This window comes from Pseudomonas mandelii, assembly GCF_024138395.1.
Lineage (GTDB): Bacteria > Pseudomonadota > Gammaproteobacteria > Pseudomonadales > Pseudomonadaceae > Aquipseudomonas > Aquipseudomonas mandelii_E.
The window spans coordinates 21421-42349 of the sequence record NZ_JAMYDU010000008.1 but is presented as its reverse complement, the minus strand read 5'-3'; the positions used below and the strand labels follow the sequence as shown (position 1 = coordinate 42349).

The window sequence follows — 20929 nt, the reverse complement described above, 5'->3', positions numbered from 1 at the left end:
GCACGACTGCCAGGCTGAATCGCGGTGCCTCGTCTGATGCTTTATCCCCAGAACATTTGATCCACCGGCAGGCCGCCTTTTTTCGGCCCACACAATAAGGATTTTCCGATGAGCATGCTCAAAGACCCGTCTTCGAAGTACCGCGCGTTCCCGACCATCGACATCCCGGATCGCACCTGGCCATCGAAGACCATTACCGCAGCGCCGATCTGGTGCAGCTCGGACCTTCGTGACGGCAACCAGTCGCTGATCGAGCCGATGGACGCGGTCAAGAAGCTGCGTTTCTGGAAAACCTTGGTGCAAGTCGGCGTGAAAGAAATCGAAGCCTCGTTCCCGGCCGCTTCGCAAACCGACTTCGACTTCGTACGTACCCTGATCGAAGAAGGCCACATCCCGGACGACACCACCATTCAGGTGCTGACCCAGGGCCGTGAAGACTTGATCGCACGCACCTTCGAATCCCTGCGCGGGGCCAAGAAAGCCATCGTTCACCTGTACAACGCGACCTCCCCTTCCTTCCGCCGCATTGTCTTCAATCAGGACAAGGACGGGATCAAGGCCATCGCCGTGAACGCCGCCAAGCTGTTCGTCAAATACGCCGCCCAGCAGCCGGAAACCGAGTGGACCTTCGAGTACTCACCAGAAACCTTCAGCGCCACCGAGCTGGAGTTCGCCAAGGAAGTCTGCGACGCGGTGATCGAAGTGTGGAACCCGACGCCTGAGCACAAGGTGATCCTCAACCTGCCTGCCACCGTCGAATGCGCCACCCCGAACATCTATGCCGACCAGATCGAATGGTTCGGTCGTCACATCAACCGTCGTGACAGCGTGATCATCAGCCTGCACACCCACAACGACCGTGGCACTGGCGTGGCCGCCACCGAACTGGGCCTGATGGCCGGCGCCGACCGTGTCGAAGGCTGCCTGTTCGGCAACGGCGAGCGCACCGGTAACGTCGATCTGGTGACCGTGGCACTGAACCTCTACACCCAGGGCATCCACCCTGAACTGGACTTTTCTGATATCGACGGCGTGCGCAAAGTCGTCGAAGAATGCAACCAGATCCAGGTGCACCCACGTCACCCGTATGTCGGCGACCTGGTTCACACCGCGTTCTCCGGTTCCCACCAGGATGCGATCCGCAAGGGCTTCTCCCAGCAGAAGCCGGACGCCCTGTGGGAAGTGCCGTACTTGCCGATCGACCCGGCCGACATCGGCCGCAGCTACGAGGCGGTGATTCGCGTCAACAGCCAGTCGGGCAAGGGCGGTATCGCTTACCTGCTGGAACAGGAATATGGCATCAACTTGCCGCGCCGCATGCAGATCGAGTTCAGCCAGGTCGTGCAGCGTGAAACCGATCGCCTGGGCCTGGAGATGACAGCCCAGCAGATCCACGCGCTGCTGCACAGCGAGTACTTGCAGGCCAACACCCCGTACGCGCTGGTCAGCCATCGCTTGCAGGAAGAAAACGGTCACAGCGCCGTGGAAGTGGAAGTCTCCAGCAAAGGTCAGGGCGAAACCAACCTGCACTGGCGTGGCAAAGGCAACGGCGCTCTGGAAGCGCTGGTGGCCGGTCTGCCGATCCCGGTGGAAATCATGGACTACAACGAACACGCCATCGGCGCGGGCACCAACGCCAAGGCTGCGGCCTACATTGAACTGCGGGTGAATGGTGAGCGTGCGGTGCACGGCGTCGGCATCGATGAAAACATCACCACCGCCAGCTTCAAGGCCCTGTTCAGCGCGCTGAACCGCTCCCTGAGCCAGCCGGAAGCGAAAGCGGCGTAAACCTCCACTGCAATGCAAAAGGCCCCGGGGTGTGAACCTCGGGGCCTTTTTGTTTGCCCCTCGTTCCCACGCTCTGCGTGGGAATGCCTCAAGGGACGCTCCGCGTCCAGTGACGCGGAGCGTCACGGGCTGCATGACCACGCAGAGCGTGGGAACGATCGGTTACGTGAACTCGAACGTATCGGCATCCAGGTTCGCTGGAAAGCGTGTTCGATAAGCCTGAAGATCCGCAGCGTTCAGAACGACCTGAAACACGCCATCGGCTTCGCCCGCACTGAGCAACGTCTCGCCCTGAAAATCCAACACCTGACTGTCGCCGGTATACGCGAAACCTTTGCCGTCAGTACCAATGCGATTCACCGCCGCTACGTAGCAGAGGTTTTCAATCGCCCGTGCCGGCAGCAAGCGGTTCCAGTGCTGGCGCCGAGCGCCCGGCCAATTGGCGGTATACAGCAACAGATCGGTGTCTTGGGGATCGCGGCTCCAGACCGGGAAACGCAGGTCGTAACAAATCAGCGGCCGCACTCGCCAGCCCTTCAATTCGAACTGCACCTGACGCTCGCCCGGGGTGAAATGGTTGTGCTCGCCCGCCATGCGGAACAGATGACGCTTGTCGTAGTGCCACACCTCCCCGTCCGGCCGCGCCCACAACAGACGATTGCGATGGCTGCCGTCAGCCACCTGGACGATGATGCTGCCGGTGATCACCGCGTCCAGTTTCGCCGCCTGAACCCGCAACCATTTACTGGTGGGGCCATTTTCCGGCTCGGCGAGGATTTCCGATTCCATGGAGAAACCGGTGGTGAACATCTCGGGAAGAATGATCAGGTCAGCGCCGCGAGCCTGTTCCAGCAAGGGTTCGAAATGCTCCAGATTGGCCTGACGATCATGCCAGGCCAGGGTGGTCTGGATCAGCGCAACATTCAGATTAGGCAGAGCACTCAGATCACGCATAGTTTTGCCGCTGCTTCACACAGGGTCTCCTCGCGTTTGGCAAAGCACAGACGCACCAGGCGCTGGCCTTCGGGTGGCGTCTGGTAGAAAACCGAGATCGGGATGCTCGCGACGCCATGTTCGCGAGTCATCCACAGCGCCATCTCGACGTCATTGAGGTCCGGGCGAATCTGCGAGTAATCGACCAGCTGGAAGTAAGTACCAGCCACGCGGGTGAAACTGAAGCGCGACGGGGTCAGCAGATCGCAGAACAGATCACGCTTGGCCTGATAGAAGTCCGGCAACTCTTCGACGTGTTCCGGGTGCTCGGCCATGTAATCGGCCAACGCGTATTGCAACGGCGTCACGCCGCAGAAACTGACGTACTGGTGAACCTTGCGCAGCTCCGCGGTAAGGGCTGGCGGCGCCACTACATAACCGGTTTTCCAGCCGGTGACGTGGTAAGTCTTGCCGAACGAACTGACCACAAATGCGCGTTGATAGAGCTCTTCGTGGGCCAATACGCTGACGTGAGGTACACCATCGAATACCAGGTGTTCGTAAACCTCGTCGCTGATCACATAGATATCGCGGTCGCGAATCAACGCCGCCAGTTGATCCAGCTCGGCACGACTGATCAACGCGCCGCTGGGGTTGTGCGGGGCATTGAGGATAATCATCCGCGTACGCGGCGTAATGGCTTCAGCAAGCTTTTGGAAGTCGATACTGAAATCGCTGAGGCCCAGTTGCACATGCACGCAACGACCACCGGCCAGCTCCACCGAAGGTTCATAACTGTCGTAGGCCGGATCGAACACGATGACTTCGTCACCGCTGTGGATCACCGCCTGAATGGCGCAGAAGATCGCCTGAGTTGCGCCGGGGGTGACCGTCACTTCGCTGTCGGCATCGACATGGGCGCCGTAGCTACGAGCGATTTTCGCCGCAATCTGCTGCCGCAACACTGGCAGGCCGGTCATCGGCGAATATTGGTTGTGGCCACTGGCGATATGCCGACCAACTGCATCGCGCAAGGCCTGCGGGCCGTCGAAATCGGGAAATCCCTGAGACAGATTGATCGCCCCGGTTTGCGCCGCGAGCTGAGACATCTGCGTGAAGATAGTGATGCCGACATTCGGCAGCTTACTGGTGATCATCGATGATTCCCTGGCTCTACACCCGGCTCTACGACGGCGCGGGAGAGTTCGAGAATAGCCCAAACGGCGCCCATAAAAAAAGGCGCATAAAGCGCCCCTTTTGGTACCCGGTCCCGTAGGAGCGAGGCTTGCCCGCGAAAGCCACACTGCGGTGTGCCAGGTAGAACGCATTATCGTTCTTCGCGGGCAAGCCTCGCTCCTACAGAAGCCAGATAACCTCAAATCAGCGCTTGTCGCGGCGCTTTTTGTCGGCCTTTTTGTGGTGCGACATCATGCGGCGCTTCTTGTTGACTTGGCGATCGGTCAGCGAGTTCTTGTTGCCTTCGTACGGGTTCTCGCCGCCCTTGAACTCGATGCGGATCGGAGTACCGACCAGCTTCAAGACACGACGATAAGTGTTTTCCAGATAGCGCACGTAAGACTTCGGCACTTTCTCGATCTGGTTACCGTGAATCACGATGATCGGCGGGTTAGCACCACCCAAGTGGGCATAACGCAGCTTGATCCGACGGTTGTTGACCATCGGTGGCGCGTGCTCACCAACCGCATCTTCCAGAATCGTTGTCAGGCGGTTGGTTGGCCAGCGGGTGACCGCAGACTTGAACGAGTTCTGTACGGAGGCGTAGAGGTTGCCCACGCCCGTGCCGTGCAGGGCCGAGATGAAGTGAATGTCGGCGTAGTCAACGAAGAACAGTCGACGTTGCAGCTCGACCTTCACGAAGTCGCGCTCGCTTGGCGTCATGCCGTCCCACTTGTTGATCGCGATGACCAGCGCACGACCCGACTCAATGGCGAAGCCCAGCAGGTTGAGGTCGTGATCGACCACGCCTTCGCGGGCGTCCATCACGAAGATCACCACGTTGGCGTCTTTGATCGCTTGCAGGGTTTTGACCACGGAGAACTTTTCGACTTCTTCGTGGATCTTGCCGCGCTTGCGCACACCAGCGGTGTCGATCAGCGTGTACTTCTCGTCGTTACGTTCGAACGGGATGTAGATGCTGTCGCGGGTGGTGCCGGGCTGGTCATAAACGATAACCCGGTCTTCACCGAGCATGCGGTTGACCAGGGTCGACTTGCCAACGTTCGGACGGCCGATGATGGCGATCTTGATCCCGTCTTTTTCGCTTGGGCCAGGAATGCGCTTGGCTTCCTCGCCTTCGGCAACGATCTCTTCTTCGCCTTCTTCCGGCTCGTCATCGTCTTTCGGGAAGTCGCTCAGGGCAATTTCCAGCATCTGGGTGATGCCACGACCATGAGCACCGGCGATCGGGATCGCGTGGCCCATGCCCAACGGGGCGAATTCGGCGCGGGCCATTTCAGGGTCGATGTTGTCGACCTTGTTGGCAACCACGTAAGAACGCTTGTTACGCTTGCGCAAGTGCTCGGCGATCATCTGGTCGGCCGCGGTGAAACCGGCCTTGGCATCTACCAGGAATAGAACGACATCCGCTTCTTCAATGGCCAGCAGCGACTGCTCGGCCATTTTTTCGTCCATACCGTGCTCGTCACCGGAGATACCACCGGTGTCGACCAGAATGTAGGAACGCCCTTGCCACTTGGCCTCACCGTACTGGCGATCACGGGTCAGACCGGACAAGTCGCCGACGATGGCGTCGCGAGTCCTGGTCAGGCGGTTGAACAAGGTGGACTTGCCGACGTTCGGTCGGCCCACCAGGGCGATTACGGGAACCATGCGGCTCTCCACTTCGTTATTTCAGAAAATACAAAAGCCGCTGCGAGGCAGCGGCTGGTGCTCGGGGCAGCGCCTGTAAGCACTGCGAGCCCCGCAGAACGGGGCCGCTTGGGGGTTAAACCCCAAGCATAGTCTTTACTTAATGGTCAGGGCTTCCAGTTTGCCACTGTTGCCATACAGATAAATCGTGTCCCCCACCACCAGCGGACGGGCACGCAGGCCGTCGCTGTCGATGCGCTCGCGGCCGACGAAACGACCGTCCACCTGACTCAGCAGGTGCAGGTAACCTTCCATATCACCGACTGCAACATAGCTGGAGAACACTTCCGGAGCCGACAGTTGACGGCGGGCCAGCGAATCGTTGCTCCACAACGCAGTGGTAGAACGTTCGTCGACGCCTTCAACGGTGCCTGCGGACAGGCTCACGTAGACACTGCCAAAACCCTGAGCAACGCCGGCATAGCTGGAAGCATCACGCTGCCAGAGCTGACGACCGCTTTCCAGGTCTAGTGCCGCGACACGACCCTGGTAGCTGGCGACATACAGTGTACCGCCGGACAGCAGCAAGCCACCGTCAATATCGACCACACGCTCAAGCTCCGAACGACCTTGTGGAATCGCTACGCGCTGTTCCCACACCGGCACGCCGTTGGAAACATCCAGAGCGACCACTTTACCAGTCGACAGGCCCGCCACCGCGAGGCGGTTGGTGACGATCGGTGCGCTGGTGCCGCGCAGGGTCAGAACCGCTGGCGTGCTGTCATACAACCAGCGCTGGTTGCCGGTAGCGGCATCCAGACCGATCAGACGGTCATCCTGGGTCTGAACCACAACCACGTCACCGTTGGTGGCTGGCGGCGCGAGGACTTCACTGGTCACGCGAGCGCGCCATTTCTCTTCACCGCTGCTGGCGTCCAGGGCAACGATTTCGCCCTTGAGCGTGCCGATCATGACCAGACCGTAACCCACGCCAACGGCGCCGGAGACAGGCAGTTCGAGATCTTTCTTCCATTTGACATCGCCATTGCTGCGATCCATCCCCATCACCACACCGGTGACGTCGCCGGCATAGATAGTATCGCCATCGATCGCCGGAACCAGCATGTTGTAGGTTTCGCCCTGACCGTCACCGATCGAACGACTCCACTGCTTTTGCAGAACCACTTCTTCTTTGAAGTCGGTCAACTCGGCCGGTGGCAATTCTTTTTTGCTGTTGCTGCTGCAACCCGCGGCCAATATGGCCAGAGCCAGCAATGCTGCATGTTTCCAACGGATCACGTCACGCATCCCCTTTGGCCAGGTCGTCCAGCTTGATTTGTAGGCCACCGACCGCCGCTTCATCCGACAGTGCCGCCTTGGCTTTTTGATACGCCGTGTTCGCTTCGTCGGTACGACCCAACTGCACCAGCAGGTCGCCTTTGAGTTCTTCGCGAGTGGCCAGGAAGGCTTTGTCGGCATCGCCTTCAAGCAGTTTCAGGGCTTCATCGACCTTGTTCTGCGCGGCCAGCACCTGCGCCAGGCGCTGACGGGCAATTTCGCCGAGTGCCGGGTTGGCCGGTTTGTCGACAATGGCCTTCAGCTCGCTGGCTGCGTCGTCCAGTTTGGCGCTGTCGACCGCGACTTTCGCCACGAACAGGCTGCCGTATTGCGCGTAAGCGGTGCCGCCGAACTCGCTGTTGAGCTTGCCAGCCAAGTCCGAAACACGGGCAGCATCAGGCTTGCCATCAGGCGTCAGCGTGGTTTCGAGCAATTGCTGATAGAGAATCGAGGCGCCTTGCGACTGATTGCTCTGATACTTCTGGAAGGCCTGCCAGCCGAACACGATGACCAGCGCCAACAGGCCGCCAGTGACCAGAGGCTTGCCGTTGCGTGTCCACCAGTCCTTCAACTCCGCCAGATGTTCGTCTTCGGTACTCGACACCCCAATACTCCTTAATCGCTAAATCGGCTGTTTGACAGCTTCAACCCTGCACGACGCAGGTGGCCAGGTGTGCAGCAAGCGCATCCCAGGCAATGCTTTGTTGTTCGCCCTGGCCACGCAGGGGTTTGAAACCTACCACTTGCTGGGCCATTTCGTCGTCACCGAGGATCAATGCGTACAGCGCACCGCTCTTGTCGGCTTTCTTGAACTGGCTTTTGAAGCTACCGGCACCGGCATTGACTTGCAGGCGCAGGTTGGGCAATTGATCACGAACACGCTCGCTCAGGGTCAGACCAGCCAGCTCGGCGGCTTCACCGAAGGCGCAGAGGTAGACATCGACCTGACGGGAGATTTCTTCGGGAATCTGTTCCAGGGTTTCAAGCAGTAGCACCAGACGCTCGATGCCCATGGCGAAGCCAACGCCGGTGGTCGGCTTGCCGCCCATCTGCTCCACCAGACCGTCGTAACGACCACCGGCACATACAGTGCCCTGGGCGCCCAACTTGTCGGTGACCCATTCGAAAACGGTCTTGCTGTAGTAATCCAGCCCGCGAACCAGCTTCGGGTTGATCACATAAGGAATGCCGGCAGCGTCCAGACGAGCCTTGAGGCCCTCGAAGTGCACGCGGGATTCTTCGTCCAGGTAGTCGGCCATTTTTGGCGCGTCGGCCAATGCCGCTTGAGTGTCGGGGTTCTTGGTATCCAGAACCCGCAGCGGGTTGGTCTTCAGACGGCGCTGGCTGTCTTCGTCCAGTTGATCCAGGCGGGCGGACAGGTACTCGACCAGTGCTTCACGATAACGACCACGGGACTCGCTGGTACCCAGGCTGTTGAGTTCGAGCTTGACCGCATCGCGGATACCCAGCTCGCCCCACAGACGCCAGGTCAGCACGATCAGCTCGGCGTCGATGTCCGGACCGTCGAGGTTGAAGACTTCGCAACCGATCTGGTGGAACTGGCGATAACGGCCTTTCTGTGGACGTTCGTGACGGAACATCGGGCCGATGTACCAGAGTTTCTGCACCTGGCCGCCGCCAGTGATGCCGTGCTCGAGCACCGCACGCACGCAGGCCGCCGTGCCTTCAGGGCGCAGGGTCAGGGAATCGCCGTTGCGGTCGTCGAAGGTGTACATCTCTTTTTCGACGATGTCGGTCACTTCACCGATGGAGCGTTTGAACAACTCGGTGAACTCGACGATCGGCATGCGAATCTGCTTGTAACCATAGTTATCCAGCAGACGCGAGACGGTGCCCTCAAAATGACGCCACAGGGGAGTCTGTTCGGGCAGGATGTCGTTCATGCCACGAATGGCTTGCAGAGACTTGCTCACTATAAATCCTTAAATTCGTTCGGCTCTTTAGTCAGGGTCAGCCGCGAGCGATTACAGCTGCGTCGGCTTCGACCTTTTCGGCCGCTTTCTGGCGGATCAAGCGTTCAAGCTCATCCACCAGATTGTCATTCGTCAGTTTCTGCGCCGGCTTGCCGTCGATGTAAATCAGGTTTGGCGTGCCGCCGGTCAAGCCGATATGGGCTTCCTTGGCTTCGCCCGGCCCGTTGACCACGCAACCAATCACCGCGACATCCAGCGGCACCAGCAGGTCTTCGAGACGCCCTTCCAGCTCGTTCATGGTTTTGACCACATCGAAGTTCTGCCGCGAGCAACTCGGGCAGGCGATGAAGTTGATGCCACGGGAACGCAGGTGCAGGGATTTGAGAATGTCGTAGCCGACTTTCACTTCCTCGACCGGGTCGGCCGCCAACGAGATGCGAATAGTATCGCCAATCCCTTCGGCGAGCAGCATACCGAGGCCCACGGCGGATTTCACTGTGCCTGAGCGCAAACCACCGGCTTCAGTGATGCCCAAGTGCAGCGGCTGGACGATTTCCTTGGCCAGCAAGCGGTAGGCGGCGACGGCCATGAACACGTCGGAGGCTTTCACGCTGACCTTGAAGTCCTGGAAATTCAGGCGTTCGAGGTGTTCGACGTGACGCAAGGCGGACTCGACCAGTGCAGCGGGAGTCGGCTCGCCATATTTCTTTTGCAGGTCTTTTTCCAGGGAACCGGCGTTGACGCCGATGCGGATCGGAATCCCGCGATCACGGGCGGCATCGACCACCGCACGCACGCGGTCTTCACGACCGATGTTGCCCGGGTTGATCCGCAGGCAATCGACGCCCAGTTCGGCGACGCGCAAAGCGATCTTGTAGTCGAAGTGGATGTCGGCCACCAACGGCACTTTGACCAACTGCTTGATCTTGCCGAAAGCTTCGGCGGCGTCCATGTCCGGCACGGAAACCCGCACGATATCGACGCCAGCGGCTTCCAGACGATTGATCTGGGCCACGGTGGCGGCCACGTCATTGGTGTCGCTGTTGGTCATGCTCTGCACAGCGATAGGCGCATCGCCGCCCACGGGCACGTTACCGACCCAGATCTTGCGGGATTCGCGACGTTTGATTGGAGATTCGCCGTGCATGACTTATTGACCCAACTTCAGGCGAGCAGTCTCGCCACTGGTGAACGGAGCGACATCAACTACCTGCCCGTTGTAGCTGACCTGCGCGCCACGGGCGAAGCCCAGACGCACGGAAAAAGGTGGTTTGCCGCTGACGGTAACATTTTCGCCTTTACGCTTGAGACCACTCAACAGCACCTTACCCGTGCCATCGGTCACTTGCGTCCAGCAATCGGCGGTGAATTGCAGTTGAACCTGGCCTTGGCCAGCCACCGGAGTTGCCGGAACTGGAGCCGGGACGGTCGGGGCAATCGGAGCCGTGATAACCGGTGCCGGAACAGCTGGAACAGCCGGGGCAGGCGTCGCCGGTGTCGTCGGTGTCGCGACAACCGGAGCAGTGCTGTGGGCAGCAGACGCAGGCGTTACTGCTGGAGCCGCTGGCGCTGGAACCACTGCGCTCGTTTCGGCACTGACTGGCTCCTCGGCCGAAGTCTCGGCCTGAGGCAGCGCAAGAGGCGTTTCACCTTCAGCCTGACCTTGTGCAACGGCCTGGTCTTCCGGCTCGTCCAATGGGTGAATTTGGGTGGTGCCGTCGGCGCCTTCAACTTCAACGTGTTCCGGAGCCAGACCGATCAGGTCCTTGGTGCGCAATGAGGTTTGATCCTGCCACCAGATAAAACCACCGCCAATTACCGCGAGCAGCAATAGCAGGCTGACAATTCGCAAAATGGTGTGGGAAACCCGAACCGGCTCTTCGATACGCCCCAGGCTGTGGACGTTGCTGCCTTGGGAGTCGGTGCCGGTGGATTGGTCGAACTGCTGGACCAGAACGGTTTGGTCCATGCCGAGCAATTTGGCATACGCGCGAATATAGCCACGAGCAAAGGTGTGCCCAGGCAGCTTGTCGAAAGCGCCGGCTTCCAGATTACTCAGGGAATTAACGGTGAGGTTGAGCTTGAGGGCCACTTCGGCCAGCGACCAGCCATTGCTTTCGCGGGCCTGGCGCAAAGTCTCACCGGGGTTAACGCGATTCGCTGCTACAACTTCGGGATGCGCCGCTTTCATCATTGCTCCGACAGGTATTGCTGATATTCCGGCGTACCGGGATAGAGTCGTTTTAATTGCAGGCCAAAACTGGCGGCCTTGTCGCGATCTTCGAACACTTTTGCCAGCCGAACGCCGAGCAATAGACTACGTGCATTTTGCTCGGTGAGCAGGCTAAAACGGTCGTAATAGTCACGCGCGGGCACATAATGCCTGTCTTCGTAAGACAACTCAGCCATTTCCAGCAATGCACGTGGCTGTTGGCGATTCAAACGCAGGGCTTTTTCCAGTTGCTGGCGAGCCAGATCACGCTGACCAAGCCTGGAAGCGGTCATGCCCAGGTTTTCGAAAACCCGCGAACGCTCAGGATACAAGGTATCGGCGGCGGCCTGTTCGAAGCGCTCGTACGCCTCTTTGTAACGTTTCTCTTCGAAAAGAAAACTGCCGTAGTTATTCAGGATTCGCGCATCGGCGGGACGGGAAGACAGCGCCTTGCGAAAATGCTGATCGGCCAGTTCCGGCTCCATCTCTGCCTGGAACACCAGCCCCAGTGCCGCGTTGGCATCAGGATCCGAGCTATCCAGATCCAAAGCCTTCTTCAACGGGACTTTGGCACGCTCGGTCATGCCCTGCTGCAGATACCCCAGCCCCAACTGCACATAGGCGGCACGCGCTTCATCACGGCCCTTGCTGGTCTTCATCGGGTTGAAATCGCCCGACAGGACACAACCAGCACAGAGGCTGGCCAACAGCACAAGCAGCGCGAAGCGCAGGGACATAGAGATCCTCTCTTAATTATTGTTCGCGGCGTTTGCTGCAATATCGTTTTCGGCGCTCAACTCGCGCACGGCGATATAACGTTCGCTGCGACGGGTGCGATCCAGCACCTGCCCTACCAATTGGCCACACGCGGCATCGATGTCTTCACCGCGGGTGGTGCGTACGGTGACGTTGAAACCTGCATGGTGAAGCTGATCCTGAAACCGGCGAATCGCGTTGTTGCTCGGACGCTCGTAACCGGAATGCGGGAACGGGTTGAACGGAATCAGGTTGATCTTGCACGGAATGTTCTTGAGCAACTCGATCATCTCAACGGCATGTTCAACCTTGTCGTTGATGTCCTTGAGCAAGGTGTACTCGATGGTCAGCACGCGCTTTTCGCCCAGGGACGACATGTAGCGCTGGCACGACTCGAGCAGCATCTTAAGCGGATACTTCTTGTTGATCGGCACCAATTGGTTACGCAATGCGTCGTTTGGTGCGTGCAGCGACAACGCCAGGGACACGTCGATGTGCTTGGACAGCTCATCGATCATCGGCACCACGCCCGACGTAGACAGGGTTACGCGGCGCTTGGAGATCCCGTAGCCCAGGTCATCCATCATCAGATGCATGGCGGCCACGACGTTGTCGAAGTTCAGCAGCGGCTCACCCATGCCCATCATCACCACGTTGGTGATGGCACGGTCGGCGGTCGCCGGGATGCTGCCGAACGATTTATTGGCAATCCACACCTGACCGATCACTTCGGCGGCGGTGAGGTTGCTGTTGAAACCTTGCTTGCCGGTGGAGCAGAAACTGCAATCCAGGGCACAGCCTGCCTGGGACGAAACGCACAGAGTGCCGCGTTTGCCCTGGGGAATGTACACGGTCTCGACGCAGCTACCGGACGCCACGCGCACCACCCACTTACGGGTGCCATCGGTGGAGATGTCCTCGCTGACCACTTCGGGGCCGCGGACTTCAGCAATGGCCTTGAGCTTGTCGCGCAAGGCCTTGCTGACGTTCGTCATGGCGTCGAAATCATCAACGCCAAGGTGGTGAATCCATTTCATTACCTGACCGGCACGGAAACGCTTCTCCCCGATTGAGTCGAAGAATTTTTCCATTTCCTGTTGAGTCAGACCCAACAGGTTGGTTTTTACAGTCGATGTAGTCATGGATTCACCTTCACTCTTAAGCCAGTGCTTAGCGAGTGGTTACTTCAGTAGCTGCGAAGAAGTACGAGATTTCACGAGCAGCAGCGGCTTCGGAGTCCGAACCGTGTACAGCGTTGGCGTCGATGGAATCAGCGAAGTCAGCGCGGATGGTGCCGGCAGCAGCTTCTTTAGGGTTGGTAGCGCCCATCAGCTCACGGTTCAGAGCGATAGCGTTTTCGCCTTCCAGAACCTGAACGACAACCGGACCGGAGATCATGAAAGCAACCAGGTCACCGAAGAAACCACGAGCGCTGTGCTCAGCGTAGAAGCCTTCAGCTTCAGCTTTGGACAGTTGCTTCATTTTCGAAGCTACAACGCGCAGGCCAGCTTTTTCGAAACGGGTAACGATCTCGCCGATAACGTTTTTTGCAACAGCGTCAGGCTTGATGATGGAGAAAGTACGTTGAACAGCCATGGTGTAACTCCAGAAACGGTAATTTGCGAAAAATTAAACCCGCGAATTATACGCGGGTTCTTTGGTATTGCCTAACTGCGTACGGTGCAGATTCAGTCTGCTTCTTCGATCCAGGCGGCCTGAATGGCTTCAAGCACCTTCTCGCCACCGCGGGTCGGATCATCACTGAATTCCGGCAATGCCAGCACCCATTGGTGCAGATCGACGAAGTTCACGTAACGCGGGTCCACTTCTGGCTTTGACTCAGCCAGCTGGATCGCGATTTCAAGCACATCAACCCATTTCAGACTCATGTCGGTTCCTTGAATCAGTGCGGTGCTTCGGCCGCATGGTTGAGCGAGTATTTCGGAATTTCGACGGTCAGGTCTTCAGTCCCGACTTTTGCCTGACAGGCCAGACGCGACTGGGCTTCCAGCCCCCAAGCCTTATCAAGATAGTCTTCCTCCAGCTCATCGGCCTCTTCCAACGAATCGAAACCTTCGCGAACGATGCAGTGACAGGTGGTGCAAGCGCAGACGCCGCCACAGGCGCTTTCCATCTCGATATGGTGTTCGTGGGCCAGTTCGAGAATGGAAATACCGGGCTCAGCCTCTACAACCATGCCTTCCGGGCAGAACTTCTCGTGTGGCAGAAAAATGACCTGCGGCATCAGTTATCCTCGATTTCATTCAGGTTGCGCCCCGCCAGAGCGGCTTTCACCGTCGAGTCCAGGCGGCGGGCAGCAAAGGCATCGGTCACCTGCGACAGACGCTTGGTCTGCTGCTCGATGGCGTAACCATCGGTGCCTTTCATCAATTCGGTCAGTTCCTGCATCTGCAATTCGATGACCATGCGCTCTTCGGCGTCGAGCAAGCGTTCGCCATCAACCTCCAGAGCGCCTTGCACCGCCTCGATCAGGCGCTGGGCATCGACTTGCTGCTCACGCAGTACGCGGGCGACTTTGTCGTCGTTGGCGTGCTGGAACGAATCCTTGAGCATTTTGGCGATTTCGCCGTCGGTCAGGCCGTAGGACGGCTTGACCTGGATGCTGGCTTCGACACCCGAACCCAATTCGCGGGCCGAGACGCTGAGCAGACCGTCGGCGTCGACCTGGAAGGTCACACGAATCTTCGCCGCGCCAGCCACCATCGCCGGAATACCGCGCAATTCGAAGCGCGCCAGGGAACGGCAGTCGCTGATCAACTCACGCTCGCCCTGCAATACGTGGATCGCCATGGCCGACTGGCCATCTTTATAAGTAGTGAAGTCCTGGGCCCGGGCGACGGGGATGGTGGTGTTGCGCGGAATCACCTTCTCCATCAGGCCACCCATGGTTTCCAGCCCCAGGGACAACGGAATCACGTCGAGCAACAGCAGTTCGCCGCCGTCACGCTTGTTGCCGGCCAGGGTATCGGCCTGGATCGCGGCACCGATGGCGACGACTTGATCCGGATCGATTTCGGTCAGCGGTTCACGACCGAAAGCGTGCGCAACGGCTTCGCGGACGCGAGGCACGCGAGTCGAGCCGCCGACCATGACTACAGCGTGTACGTCTTCCAGCTCGATGCCGGAATCACGCACCGCGCGGCGGCAGGCTTTCAGGCTGCGAGCAACCATCGGCTCGATCAGCGCATTGAAGGCTTCACGGGTCAGCTCGGCCTTCCAGTCGCCATAAGCAACTTCGACGGACGAGCGACTGGTCAGGGCTTCTTTGGCTGCACAGGCGGTTTGCAGCAGATTACGTTGCGTACCCGGATCGAGGTCGGCCGACAGACCGGCGCCCTCGATGATCCAGCCAGCAATAGCGTGATCGAAGTCATCGCCACCCAAGGCGCTGTCGCCGCCGGTAGCCAGCACTTCGAACACACCGCCAGTCAGGCGCAAAATCGAAATATCGAATGTACCGCCGCCCAAGTCGTAAATGGCGACCAGGCCCTCGGCGTGCTGATCCAGACCGTAAGCGACCGCGGCGGCGGTTGGCTCATTGAGCAAACGCAGCACGTTCAGACCGGCCAGCTTGGCAGCATCCTTGGTGGCTTGACGCTGAGCATCATCGAAATAGGCCGGAACGGTAATTACCGCGCCAACCAATTCGCCACCCAAGGTCGCTTCAGCGCGCTGACGCAGCACCTTGAGGATATCGGCGGAAACTTCGACCGGGCTTTTCGGGCCTTGCACCGTGTCGATGAACGGCATGTGCGACTCGCCGTCGACAAAACGGTACGGCAGCTGATCGCCCAATTGCTTGACGTCGGACAGACCACGACCCATCAAGCGCTTGACCGACAGCACAGTGTTCAAAGGATCGGACGCGGCGGCCAGCTTGGCCGATTCGCCGACTTCGACGTGATCGGCGTGATAGCGCACGGCAGACGGCAGAATGACCTGCCCTTGCGCGTCGGCCAGAGGCTCGGAAAGACCACTGCGCAACGCAGCGACCAGCGAATTGGTAGTGCCCAAGTCGATCCCCACAGCCAGACGACGCTGGTGCGGTTGAGGACTTTGGCCGGGTTCGGCGATCTGCAGTAGGGCCATCGTGATCAGGACTTATCTGTATATCAGGCGTGCGACCGGAGCGGCACTGGGTTAATCGTCGAGGCGCTCTTCTAACTGGCGCACTTCGTAGGTGAGCTTGTCGAGGAACTGCATGCGCCGCATCAGGCGTTCGGCCTGTTCACGTTGCGCTGCATCATCCCAACAGGCTGCGAAGCTTTCGTTCAGTTCATCCTGCGCGGTCTTCAGGCGACGCTTGAACACTGCAACACCCGCCAGGTCGGCGCTGTCTTGCAGGTCTTCGAGCTCTTCACGCAACTCCATCTGCTGCAGAAGAAACTCCGGATCATGCACCGTGACCTCCAGCGGCAGCTCGCGACCGCCCATGGCGAGCAAATATCGCGCGCGTTTGGGGGGGCTTTTGAGCGTCTGGTAGGCCTCGTTGAGGCTCGCGGATTGCTCGAGCGCCAGCCGCTGCTCACGCTCGGAAGCGTCGGCAAAGCGGTCCGGATGAACACCGCGCGCCAACTCACGGTAGCGCGTGGCCAACTGATCGAGATCCAGACGGAAGCTCGGTTTCAGCTCAAATAAAGCGAAATGACAAGGAGTACCCACGCGCAGCCTCAGATGTTGAAGCTTTCGCCGCAGCCACACTCACCGCGTACGTTGGGGTTGTTGAACTTGAAGCCTTCGTTCAACCCTTCCTTGACGAAATCGAGTTCGGTGCCGTCCAGGTAAGCCAGGCTCTTCGGGTCGATGATCACTTTCTCGCCGTGACTTTCGAACACCTGATCCTCTGCCACCACCTCGTCGACAAACTCCAGCACGTAGGCAAGGCCGGAACAGCCCGTAGTGCGAACACCCAGACGAATCCCTTCACCTTTGCCGCGCCCGTTGAGGGAGCGTCGCACGTGTTGAGCAGCCGCTTCTGTCATGCTGATAGCCATCGGTGACTCCTTACTCGTCGCCAAATCTTGAAAGTCAGATCAAGCCTTTCTTCTGCTTGTAGTCGCGAACGGCCGCTTTTATAGCGTCTTCAGCAAGTACGGAGCAGTGAATTTTCACTGGCGGCAGGGCCAGTTCTTCGGCCAGCTGAGTGTTCTTGATGGTCTCTGCTTCATCCAGAGTCTTGCCTTTCATCCACTCGGTCGCCAGGGAGCTGGAGGCGATCGCCGAACCGCAACCGTAAGTCTTGAACTTGGCGTCTTCGATGATGCCTTGTTCGTTGACCTTGATCTGCAGGCGCATCACGTCGCCGCACGCCGGAGCGCCGACCATGCCGGTGCCGACATCAGGATCTTCCGCGTCCATCTTGCCGACGTTGCGCGGGTTCTCGTAGTGGTCGATGACCTTTTCGCTGTAAGCCATGATTCTTAATCCTCACTCATCAGGAGTCGCTCTTGAAACCCTGCCAATCGTGGATTCGCAGGGCCCGGTTGCGGCGACTTGAATATCAGTGCGCCGCCCACTCGATTTTCGAAATGTCGACGCCATCTTTGTACATGTCCCACAGCGGCGAGAGAGTGCGCAGCTTGGTAACGGCCTCGCAGACTTTCTGCGCGGCGTAGTCGATTTCTTCTTCGGTGGTGAAACGGCCGAAGGTGAAACGAATCGAGCTGTGTGCCAGTTCGTCGTTGCGGCCCAGGGCGCGCAATACGTACGAAGGCTCAAGCGATGCCGAGGTGCAGGCCGAACCGGACGAAACCGCCAGATCCTTGAGCGCCATGATCAGCGACTCGCCTTCAACGTAGTTGAAGCTCAGGTTCAGGTTATGCGGTACGCGGGAGCTCATGCTGCCATTGACGTACAGCTCTTCCAGGCCTTCGACCTGCTTGAAGAAACGGTCGCTCAGGGCTTTGATGCGTACGTTCTCGGCAGCCATGTCTTCCTTGGCTACACGGAAAGCTTCGCCCATGCCAACGATCTGGTGGGTCGCCAGGGTGCCGGAACGCATGCCACGCTCGTGACCGCCGCCATGCATGGTCGCTTCGATGCGCACACGCGGCTTGCGGCTGACGTACAGCGCGCCGATGCCTTTAGGGCCGTAGGTTTTGTGGGCAGAGAACGACATCATGTCGACTTTCAGTTTCGACAGGTCGATCTCGACCTTGCCGGTGGACTGAGCGGCGTCGACGTGGAACAGGATCCCCTTGGAACGGGTCAGTTCGCCGATGGCTGCGATGTCGTTGACGGTGCCGATTTCGTTGTTCACGTGCATGATCGACACCAGGATGGTGTCGTCGCGCAGGGCAGCTTCGACCATCTCTGGAGTGACCAGACCATCTTCGCGAGGATCGAGGTAAGTCACTTCGAAACCTTCACGCTCCAGTTGGCGCATGGTGTCGAGGACAGCCTTGTGCTCAATCTTGGTGGTGATCAGGTGCTTGCCTTTGGTGGAGTAGAAATGCGCCGCACCCTTGATTGCCAGGTTGTCGGACTCGGTGGCACCGGAGGTCCAGACGATTTCACGCGGGTCGGCGTTAACCAGGTCAGCGACCTGACGGCGAGCGTTCTCGACGGACTCTTCAGCTTTCCAGCCGAACACGTGGGAACGGGACGCCGGGTTACCGAAGTTTCCGTCGACCAGCAGGCATTCACTCATCTTTTGCGCGACACGTGGATCAACCGGGGTCGTCGCAGAGTAATCAAGGTAAATCGGCAATTTCATGGACTATCTCCTAAATCAGGCTGGCTGGCGTGCCGCTAGCTCTTTGGCTGTCATTCGACGGCGGACGCTTCAATCTTGTCCAGGCGTGGCGCCTTGCTGTTGCAACGACGCTGGTCCTGACGCTGGGCTACTTCTTGCACCTCACGGCGAGTTACAAGGTCAGCCAAGCTGATACCGCTCAGAAATTCGTGAATCTGCAGGCTCAGATCGCACCACAAGTGGTGGGTCAAGCAGGTGTCGCCTTGATGGCAATCACCCTGGCCCTGGCATTTGGTTGCATCGACCGATTCGTTGACCGCATCGATCACCTGGGCGACCTGGATGCCCTGCATGTCGCGGGACAACTGGTAACCACCGCCTGGACCGCGAACGCTGGACACCAGATTGCTGCGGCGCAATTTGGCAAAAAGCTGCTCGAGGTAGGACAGGGAGATGCCTTGGCGCTCGGAGATATCGGCCAGGGACACCGGCCCGTGCTGCGCGTGCAACGCCAGGTCAAGCATGGCGGTCACGGCGTATCGGCCTTTTGTAGTCAGTCGCATGGACAATTACCACGGAGTTCGGAATGGGGCGAGTATGCAATTCCCGAGTATTTAAGTCAACTATAAGACCTAGTACTTTAGTCAGGTTTACCCGCAAAAGAGCGCGCGCATCATAGCAGGGTCTGCGGCGCAATGGCACACCAGTGAGCGCGCTGTCATTGTCTGAATACGACCTGTAGGAGCTGCCGCAGGCTGCGATCTTTTGATCTTGGCTTTACAAGGCAAAATCAAAAGATCGCAGCCTGCGGCAGCTCCTACGCCCGGCTCTGATCCTTGTCCTTCACACAGGCAAAGTCTTCTTCGCGCAGTTCAGGCAGCTCTTTCGCACAGTAATTGCTGCCCAGGTCCTTCAGCGCCCCACACATCCCTTCAAGCCGACCATCTACAGCCTGCAGATGATCGAGCAACTGGTTAATGGCTCGAGCCACCGGGTCCGGCATGTCTTCGCCGACACCATAGGCATCGAAACCGATCTTCTCGGCCATGGCCTTGCGCTTGGCGTCCTGCTCTTCATCGGACTTGACGATGATCCGCCCCGGAATCCCGACCACTGTCGCCCCAGGCGGAACCGCCTTGGTGACCACCGCATTGGAACCCACCTTGGCTCCGGCACCTACAGTAAACGGGCCGAGCACCTTGGCGCCCGCCCCTACCACTACGCCGTCTTCCAGAGTCGGGTGACGCTTGCCCTTGTTCCAGCTGGTGCCGCCAAGAGTCACGCCCTGATACAGAGTGACGTCGTTGCCGATCTCGGCGGTCTCACCGATAACAATGCCCATGCCATGATCGATAAAGAAGCGACGACCGACCTTGGCACCCGGATGAATTTCGATCCCGGTCAACCAACGACCGAAGTTCGACACCAGCCGCGCCAGCCATTTCCAGCCCATGCCCCACAACGCTGACGACAGGCGATGGATCCAGATGGCGTGCATGCCCGGGTAGCACGTCAAAACCTCAAAAGCATTACGCGCCGCCGGGTCACGATGGAAAACACTTTGGATATCTTCACGCAAACGCTCGAACATCATTAATCCTTCCGCTTTAGAAGCTCGCCACGGGCCGCTTTCTGGGTTTCCGTGAGGATGCCACGCAATATATTCATTTCCGCCCGGCTGACCGAGCTGCGTCCGTACAACCGGCGCAGACGCGCCATCAAGTGCCGTGGTTTTTCCGGATCGAGGAATTCGATGGCCACCAGCGTCTGCTCCAGGTGTTCATAGAATCGCTCCAGCTCATCCATGGTCGCCAGCTCACCACTTTTGGTGGACGCCACTTCATCCTTCTCGACCTTGCTCGGCTGACCTGCAGCCGCCAACCAGGACATGCGCACTTCATAGCTCAACACCTGCACCGCTGCCCCAAGGTTCAGCGAACTGAACTCGGGGTCTGATGGGATGTGCACGTGATAATGACATCGCTGCAGCTCTTCATTGGTCAGGCCGGAGTCTTCACGACCAAACACCAATGCGATCTCGGCCCCCTGCCCCGCTTCCTCGACCACCTTCACACCGCATTCGCGGGGATCGAGCAACGGCCAGGGAATGCGACGATCGCGAGCACTGGTACCGAGCACCAGATTGCAGCCGACCAAGGCATCTTCCAGGGTGGCGACGACCTGAGCATTTTCAAGGATGTCACCGGCGCCGGACGCACGCGCATCGGCCTCGTGATGCGGGAACAACCGCGGTTCGACCAGCACCAGCCGCGACAGGCCCATGTTCTTCATGGCACGCGCAGCCCCGCCGATATTGCCGGGGTGACTGGTATTGACCAGGACGACACGAATGTTTTGCAGCAAGGGAGGCGCTCTCGAACACTTTAATGGGAGCAGAATCTTACAGCTCAACCTACCGTTAAG

At 58.9% G+C, this 20929-nt stretch carries 22 protein-coding genes; 1 reads left to right on the top strand and 21 read right to left on the bottom strand.

The window, feature by feature from the left end:
- Positions 1-108 precede the first annotated feature (108 nt).
- On the top strand, positions 109-1788 hold the full coding sequence (gene leuA / locus NHU87_RS14650; protein WP_253549719.1) for a 2-isopropylmalate synthase: 1680 nt from the start codon (positions 109-111) through the stop codon (positions 1786-1788).
- Between the two features lie 162 nt (positions 1789-1950).
- On the opposite strand, the gene NHU87_RS14645 is transcribed toward leuA, so the two are convergent.
- The 21 genes from NHU87_RS14645 to trmJ all read right to left on the bottom strand — a co-directional run bounded on the left by NHU87_RS14645 (position 1951) and on the right by trmJ (position 20869).
- Positions 1951-2742, bottom strand: coding sequence for an amidohydrolase (locus NHU87_RS14645; protein ID WP_253549717.1), 792 nt, complete (start codon positions 2740-2742; stop codon positions 1951-1953).
- On the bottom strand, positions 2730-3878 hold the full coding sequence (locus NHU87_RS14640) for a pyridoxal phosphate-dependent aminotransferase (protein ID WP_253549714.1): 1149 nt from the start codon (positions 3876-3878) through the stop codon (positions 2730-2732). Before NHU87_RS14640 ends, NHU87_RS14645 begins: the two co-directional genes overlap by 13 nt.
- Positions 3879-4101: 223 nt before the next feature.
- Complete coding sequence (gene der, locus NHU87_RS14635) at positions 4102-5571, bottom strand: ribosome biogenesis GTPase Der (RefSeq protein WP_253549711.1); 1470 nt, start codon at positions 5569-5571, stop codon at positions 4102-4104.
- A 135-nt stretch (positions 5572-5706) separates the two neighbouring features.
- On the bottom strand, positions 5707-6858 hold the full coding sequence (gene bamB / locus NHU87_RS14630; protein ID WP_253549708.1) for an outer membrane protein assembly factor BamB: 1152 nt from the start codon (positions 6856-6858) through the stop codon (positions 5707-5709).
- Positions 6851-7492 (bottom strand): tetratricopeptide repeat protein, encoded by a 642-nt coding sequence (locus NHU87_RS14625; RefSeq protein WP_253549704.1) that lies wholly within the window; start codon positions 7490-7492, stop codon positions 6851-6853. Before NHU87_RS14625 ends, bamB begins: the two co-directional genes overlap by 8 nt.
- A gap of 40 nt (positions 7493-7532) precedes the next feature.
- Positions 7533-8822: a histidine--tRNA ligase gene (gene hisS, locus NHU87_RS14620; protein WP_253549701.1), complete on the bottom strand. Its 1290-nt coding sequence runs from the start codon at positions 8820-8822 to the stop codon at positions 7533-7535.
- A 37-nt stretch (positions 8823-8859) separates the two neighbouring features.
- Positions 8860-9969, bottom strand: coding sequence for a flavodoxin-dependent (E)-4-hydroxy-3-methylbut-2-enyl-diphosphate synthase (gene ispG / locus NHU87_RS14615; protein WP_008070966.1), 1110 nt, complete (start codon positions 9967-9969; stop codon positions 8860-8862).
- 3 nt (positions 9970-9972) lie between these two features.
- Positions 9973-11013: a RodZ domain-containing protein gene (locus tag NHU87_RS14610; protein ID WP_253549698.1), complete on the bottom strand. Its 1041-nt coding sequence runs from the start codon at positions 11011-11013 to the stop codon at positions 9973-9975.
- Positions 11013-11771: a type IV pilus biogenesis/stability protein PilW gene (gene pilW / locus NHU87_RS14605; RefSeq protein ID WP_253549695.1), complete on the bottom strand. Its 759-nt coding sequence runs from the start codon at positions 11769-11771 to the stop codon at positions 11013-11015. The genes NHU87_RS14610 and pilW overlap by 1 nt, the downstream gene beginning before the upstream one ends.
- A 12-nt stretch (positions 11772-11783) precedes the next feature.
- The gene (rlmN, locus tag NHU87_RS14600; protein ID WP_253549691.1) at positions 11784-12932 is read right to left on the bottom strand and encodes a 23S rRNA (adenine(2503)-C(2))-methyltransferase RlmN; all 1149 of its coding nucleotides are present in this window, start codon (positions 12930-12932) and stop codon (positions 11784-11786) included.
- 28 nt (positions 12933-12960) lie between these two features.
- Positions 12961-13386, bottom strand: a complete 426-nt coding sequence (ndk, locus tag NHU87_RS14595; RefSeq protein ID WP_052967499.1) for a nucleoside-diphosphate kinase — start codon at positions 13384-13386, stop codon at positions 12961-12963.
- 92 nt (positions 13387-13478) lie between these two features.
- On the bottom strand, positions 13479-13679 hold the full coding sequence (gene iscX / locus NHU87_RS14590) for a Fe-S cluster assembly protein IscX (protein WP_008070969.1): 201 nt from the start codon (positions 13677-13679) through the stop codon (positions 13479-13481).
- A gap of 14 nt (positions 13680-13693) precedes the next feature.
- A complete protein-coding gene (gene fdx / locus NHU87_RS14585; protein ID WP_007941387.1) occupies positions 13694-14035 on the bottom strand; it encodes an ISC system 2Fe-2S type ferredoxin in 342 nt (113 codons plus the stop codon).
- The gene (gene hscA / locus NHU87_RS14580) at positions 14035-15900 is read right to left on the bottom strand and encodes a Fe-S protein assembly chaperone HscA (RefSeq protein ID WP_253549688.1); all 1866 of its coding nucleotides are present in this window, start codon (positions 15898-15900) and stop codon (positions 14035-14037) included. The genes fdx and hscA overlap by 1 nt, the downstream gene beginning before the upstream one ends.
- Before the next feature lie 51 nt (positions 15901-15951).
- Positions 15952-16473, bottom strand: coding sequence for a co-chaperone HscB (gene hscB / locus NHU87_RS14575; RefSeq protein WP_008070981.1), 522 nt, complete (start codon positions 16471-16473; stop codon positions 15952-15954).
- Between the two features lie 8 nt (positions 16474-16481).
- Positions 16482-16805 carry an iron-sulfur cluster assembly protein IscA gene (gene iscA / locus NHU87_RS14570; protein ID WP_007903589.1) on the bottom strand — a complete coding sequence of 108 codons (324 nt, stop codon included), beginning with the start codon at positions 16803-16805 and terminating at the stop codon, positions 16482-16484.
- Positions 16806-16839: 34 nt separating this feature from the next.
- Positions 16840-17226, bottom strand: a complete 387-nt coding sequence (gene iscU, locus NHU87_RS14565) for a Fe-S cluster assembly scaffold IscU (protein WP_003443374.1) — start codon at positions 17224-17226, stop codon at positions 16840-16842.
- Between the two features lie 85 nt (positions 17227-17311).
- The gene (locus tag NHU87_RS14560) at positions 17312-18526 is read right to left on the bottom strand and encodes an IscS subfamily cysteine desulfurase (protein WP_253549685.1); all 1215 of its coding nucleotides are present in this window, start codon (positions 18524-18526) and stop codon (positions 17312-17314) included.
- A 50-nt stretch (positions 18527-18576) separates the two neighbouring features.
- A complete protein-coding gene (gene iscR / locus NHU87_RS14555) occupies positions 18577-19068 on the bottom strand; it encodes a Fe-S cluster assembly transcriptional regulator IscR (RefSeq protein WP_007903581.1) in 492 nt (163 codons plus the stop codon).
- A gap of 254 nt (positions 19069-19322) precedes the next feature.
- Positions 19323-20096: a serine O-acetyltransferase gene (gene cysE, locus NHU87_RS14550; protein WP_253549682.1), complete on the bottom strand. Its 774-nt coding sequence runs from the start codon at positions 20094-20096 to the stop codon at positions 19323-19325.
- Between the two features lie 2 nt (positions 20097-20098).
- Positions 20099-20869: a tRNA (cytosine(32)/uridine(32)-2'-O)-methyltransferase TrmJ gene (gene trmJ, locus NHU87_RS14545; protein ID WP_052967502.1), complete on the bottom strand. Its 771-nt coding sequence runs from the start codon at positions 20867-20869 to the stop codon at positions 20099-20101.
- Between the last annotated feature and the right edge of the window lie 60 nt (positions 20870-20929).

Coding starts and splice junctions, on each gene's coding strand:
- iscX (WP_008070969.1), bottom strand. CDS start 13,679: ATGAGTCTGAAATGGGTTGATGTGCTTGAAATCGCGATCCAGCTGGCT.
- rlmN (WP_253549691.1), bottom strand. CDS start 12,932: ATGACTACATCGACTGTAAAAACCAACCTGTTGGGTCTGACTCAACAG.
- iscU (WP_003443374.1), bottom strand. CDS start 17,226: ATGGCTTACAGCGAAAAGGTCATCGACCACTACGAGAACCCGCGCAAC.
- NHU87_RS14640 (WP_253549714.1), bottom strand. CDS start 3,878: ATGATCACCAGTAAGCTGCCGAATGTCGGCATCACTATCTTCACGCAG.
- hscA (WP_253549688.1), bottom strand. CDS start 15,900: ATGGCCCTACTGCAGATCGCCGAACCCGGCCAAAGTCCTCAACCGCAC.
- leuA (WP_253549719.1), top strand. CDS start 109: ATGAGCATGCTCAAAGACCCGTCTTCGAAGTACCGCGCGTTCCCGACC.
- iscA (WP_007903589.1), bottom strand. CDS start 16,805: ATGGCTATCAGCATGACAGAAGCGGCTGCTCAACACGTGCGACGCTCC.
- bamB (WP_253549708.1), bottom strand. CDS start 6,858: ATGCGTGACGTGATCCGTTGGAAACATGCAGCATTGCTGGCTCTGGCC.
- NHU87_RS14610 (WP_253549698.1), bottom strand. CDS start 11,013: ATGAAAGCGGCGCATCCCGAAGTTGTAGCAGCGAATCGCGTTAACCCC.
- NHU87_RS14645 (WP_253549717.1), bottom strand. CDS start 2,742: ATGCGTGATCTGAGTGCTCTGCCTAATCTGAATGTTGCGCTGATCCAG.
- cysE (WP_253549682.1), bottom strand. CDS start 20,096: ATGTTCGAGCGTTTGCGTGAAGATATCCAAAGTGTTTTCCATCGTGAC.
- ispG (WP_008070966.1), bottom strand. CDS start 9,969: ATGCACGGCGAATCTCCAATCAAACGTCGCGAATCCCGCAAGATCTGG.
- iscR (WP_007903581.1), bottom strand. CDS start 19,068: ATGCGACTGACTACAAAAGGCCGATACGCCGTGACCGCCATGCTTGAC.
- NHU87_RS14560 (WP_253549685.1), bottom strand. CDS start 18,526: ATGAAATTGCCGATTTACCTTGATTACTCTGCGACGACCCCGGTTGAT.
- der (WP_253549711.1), bottom strand. CDS start 5,571: ATGGTTCCCGTAATCGCCCTGGTGGGCCGACCGAACGTCGGCAAGTCC.
- fdx (WP_007941387.1), bottom strand. CDS start 14,035: ATGCCGCAGGTCATTTTTCTGCCACACGAGAAGTTCTGCCCGGAAGGC.
- pilW (WP_253549695.1), bottom strand. CDS start 11,771: ATGTCCCTGCGCTTCGCGCTGCTTGTGCTGTTGGCCAGCCTCTGTGCT.
- ndk (WP_052967499.1), bottom strand. CDS start 13,386: ATGGCTGTTCAACGTACTTTCTCCATCATCAAGCCTGACGCTGTTGCA.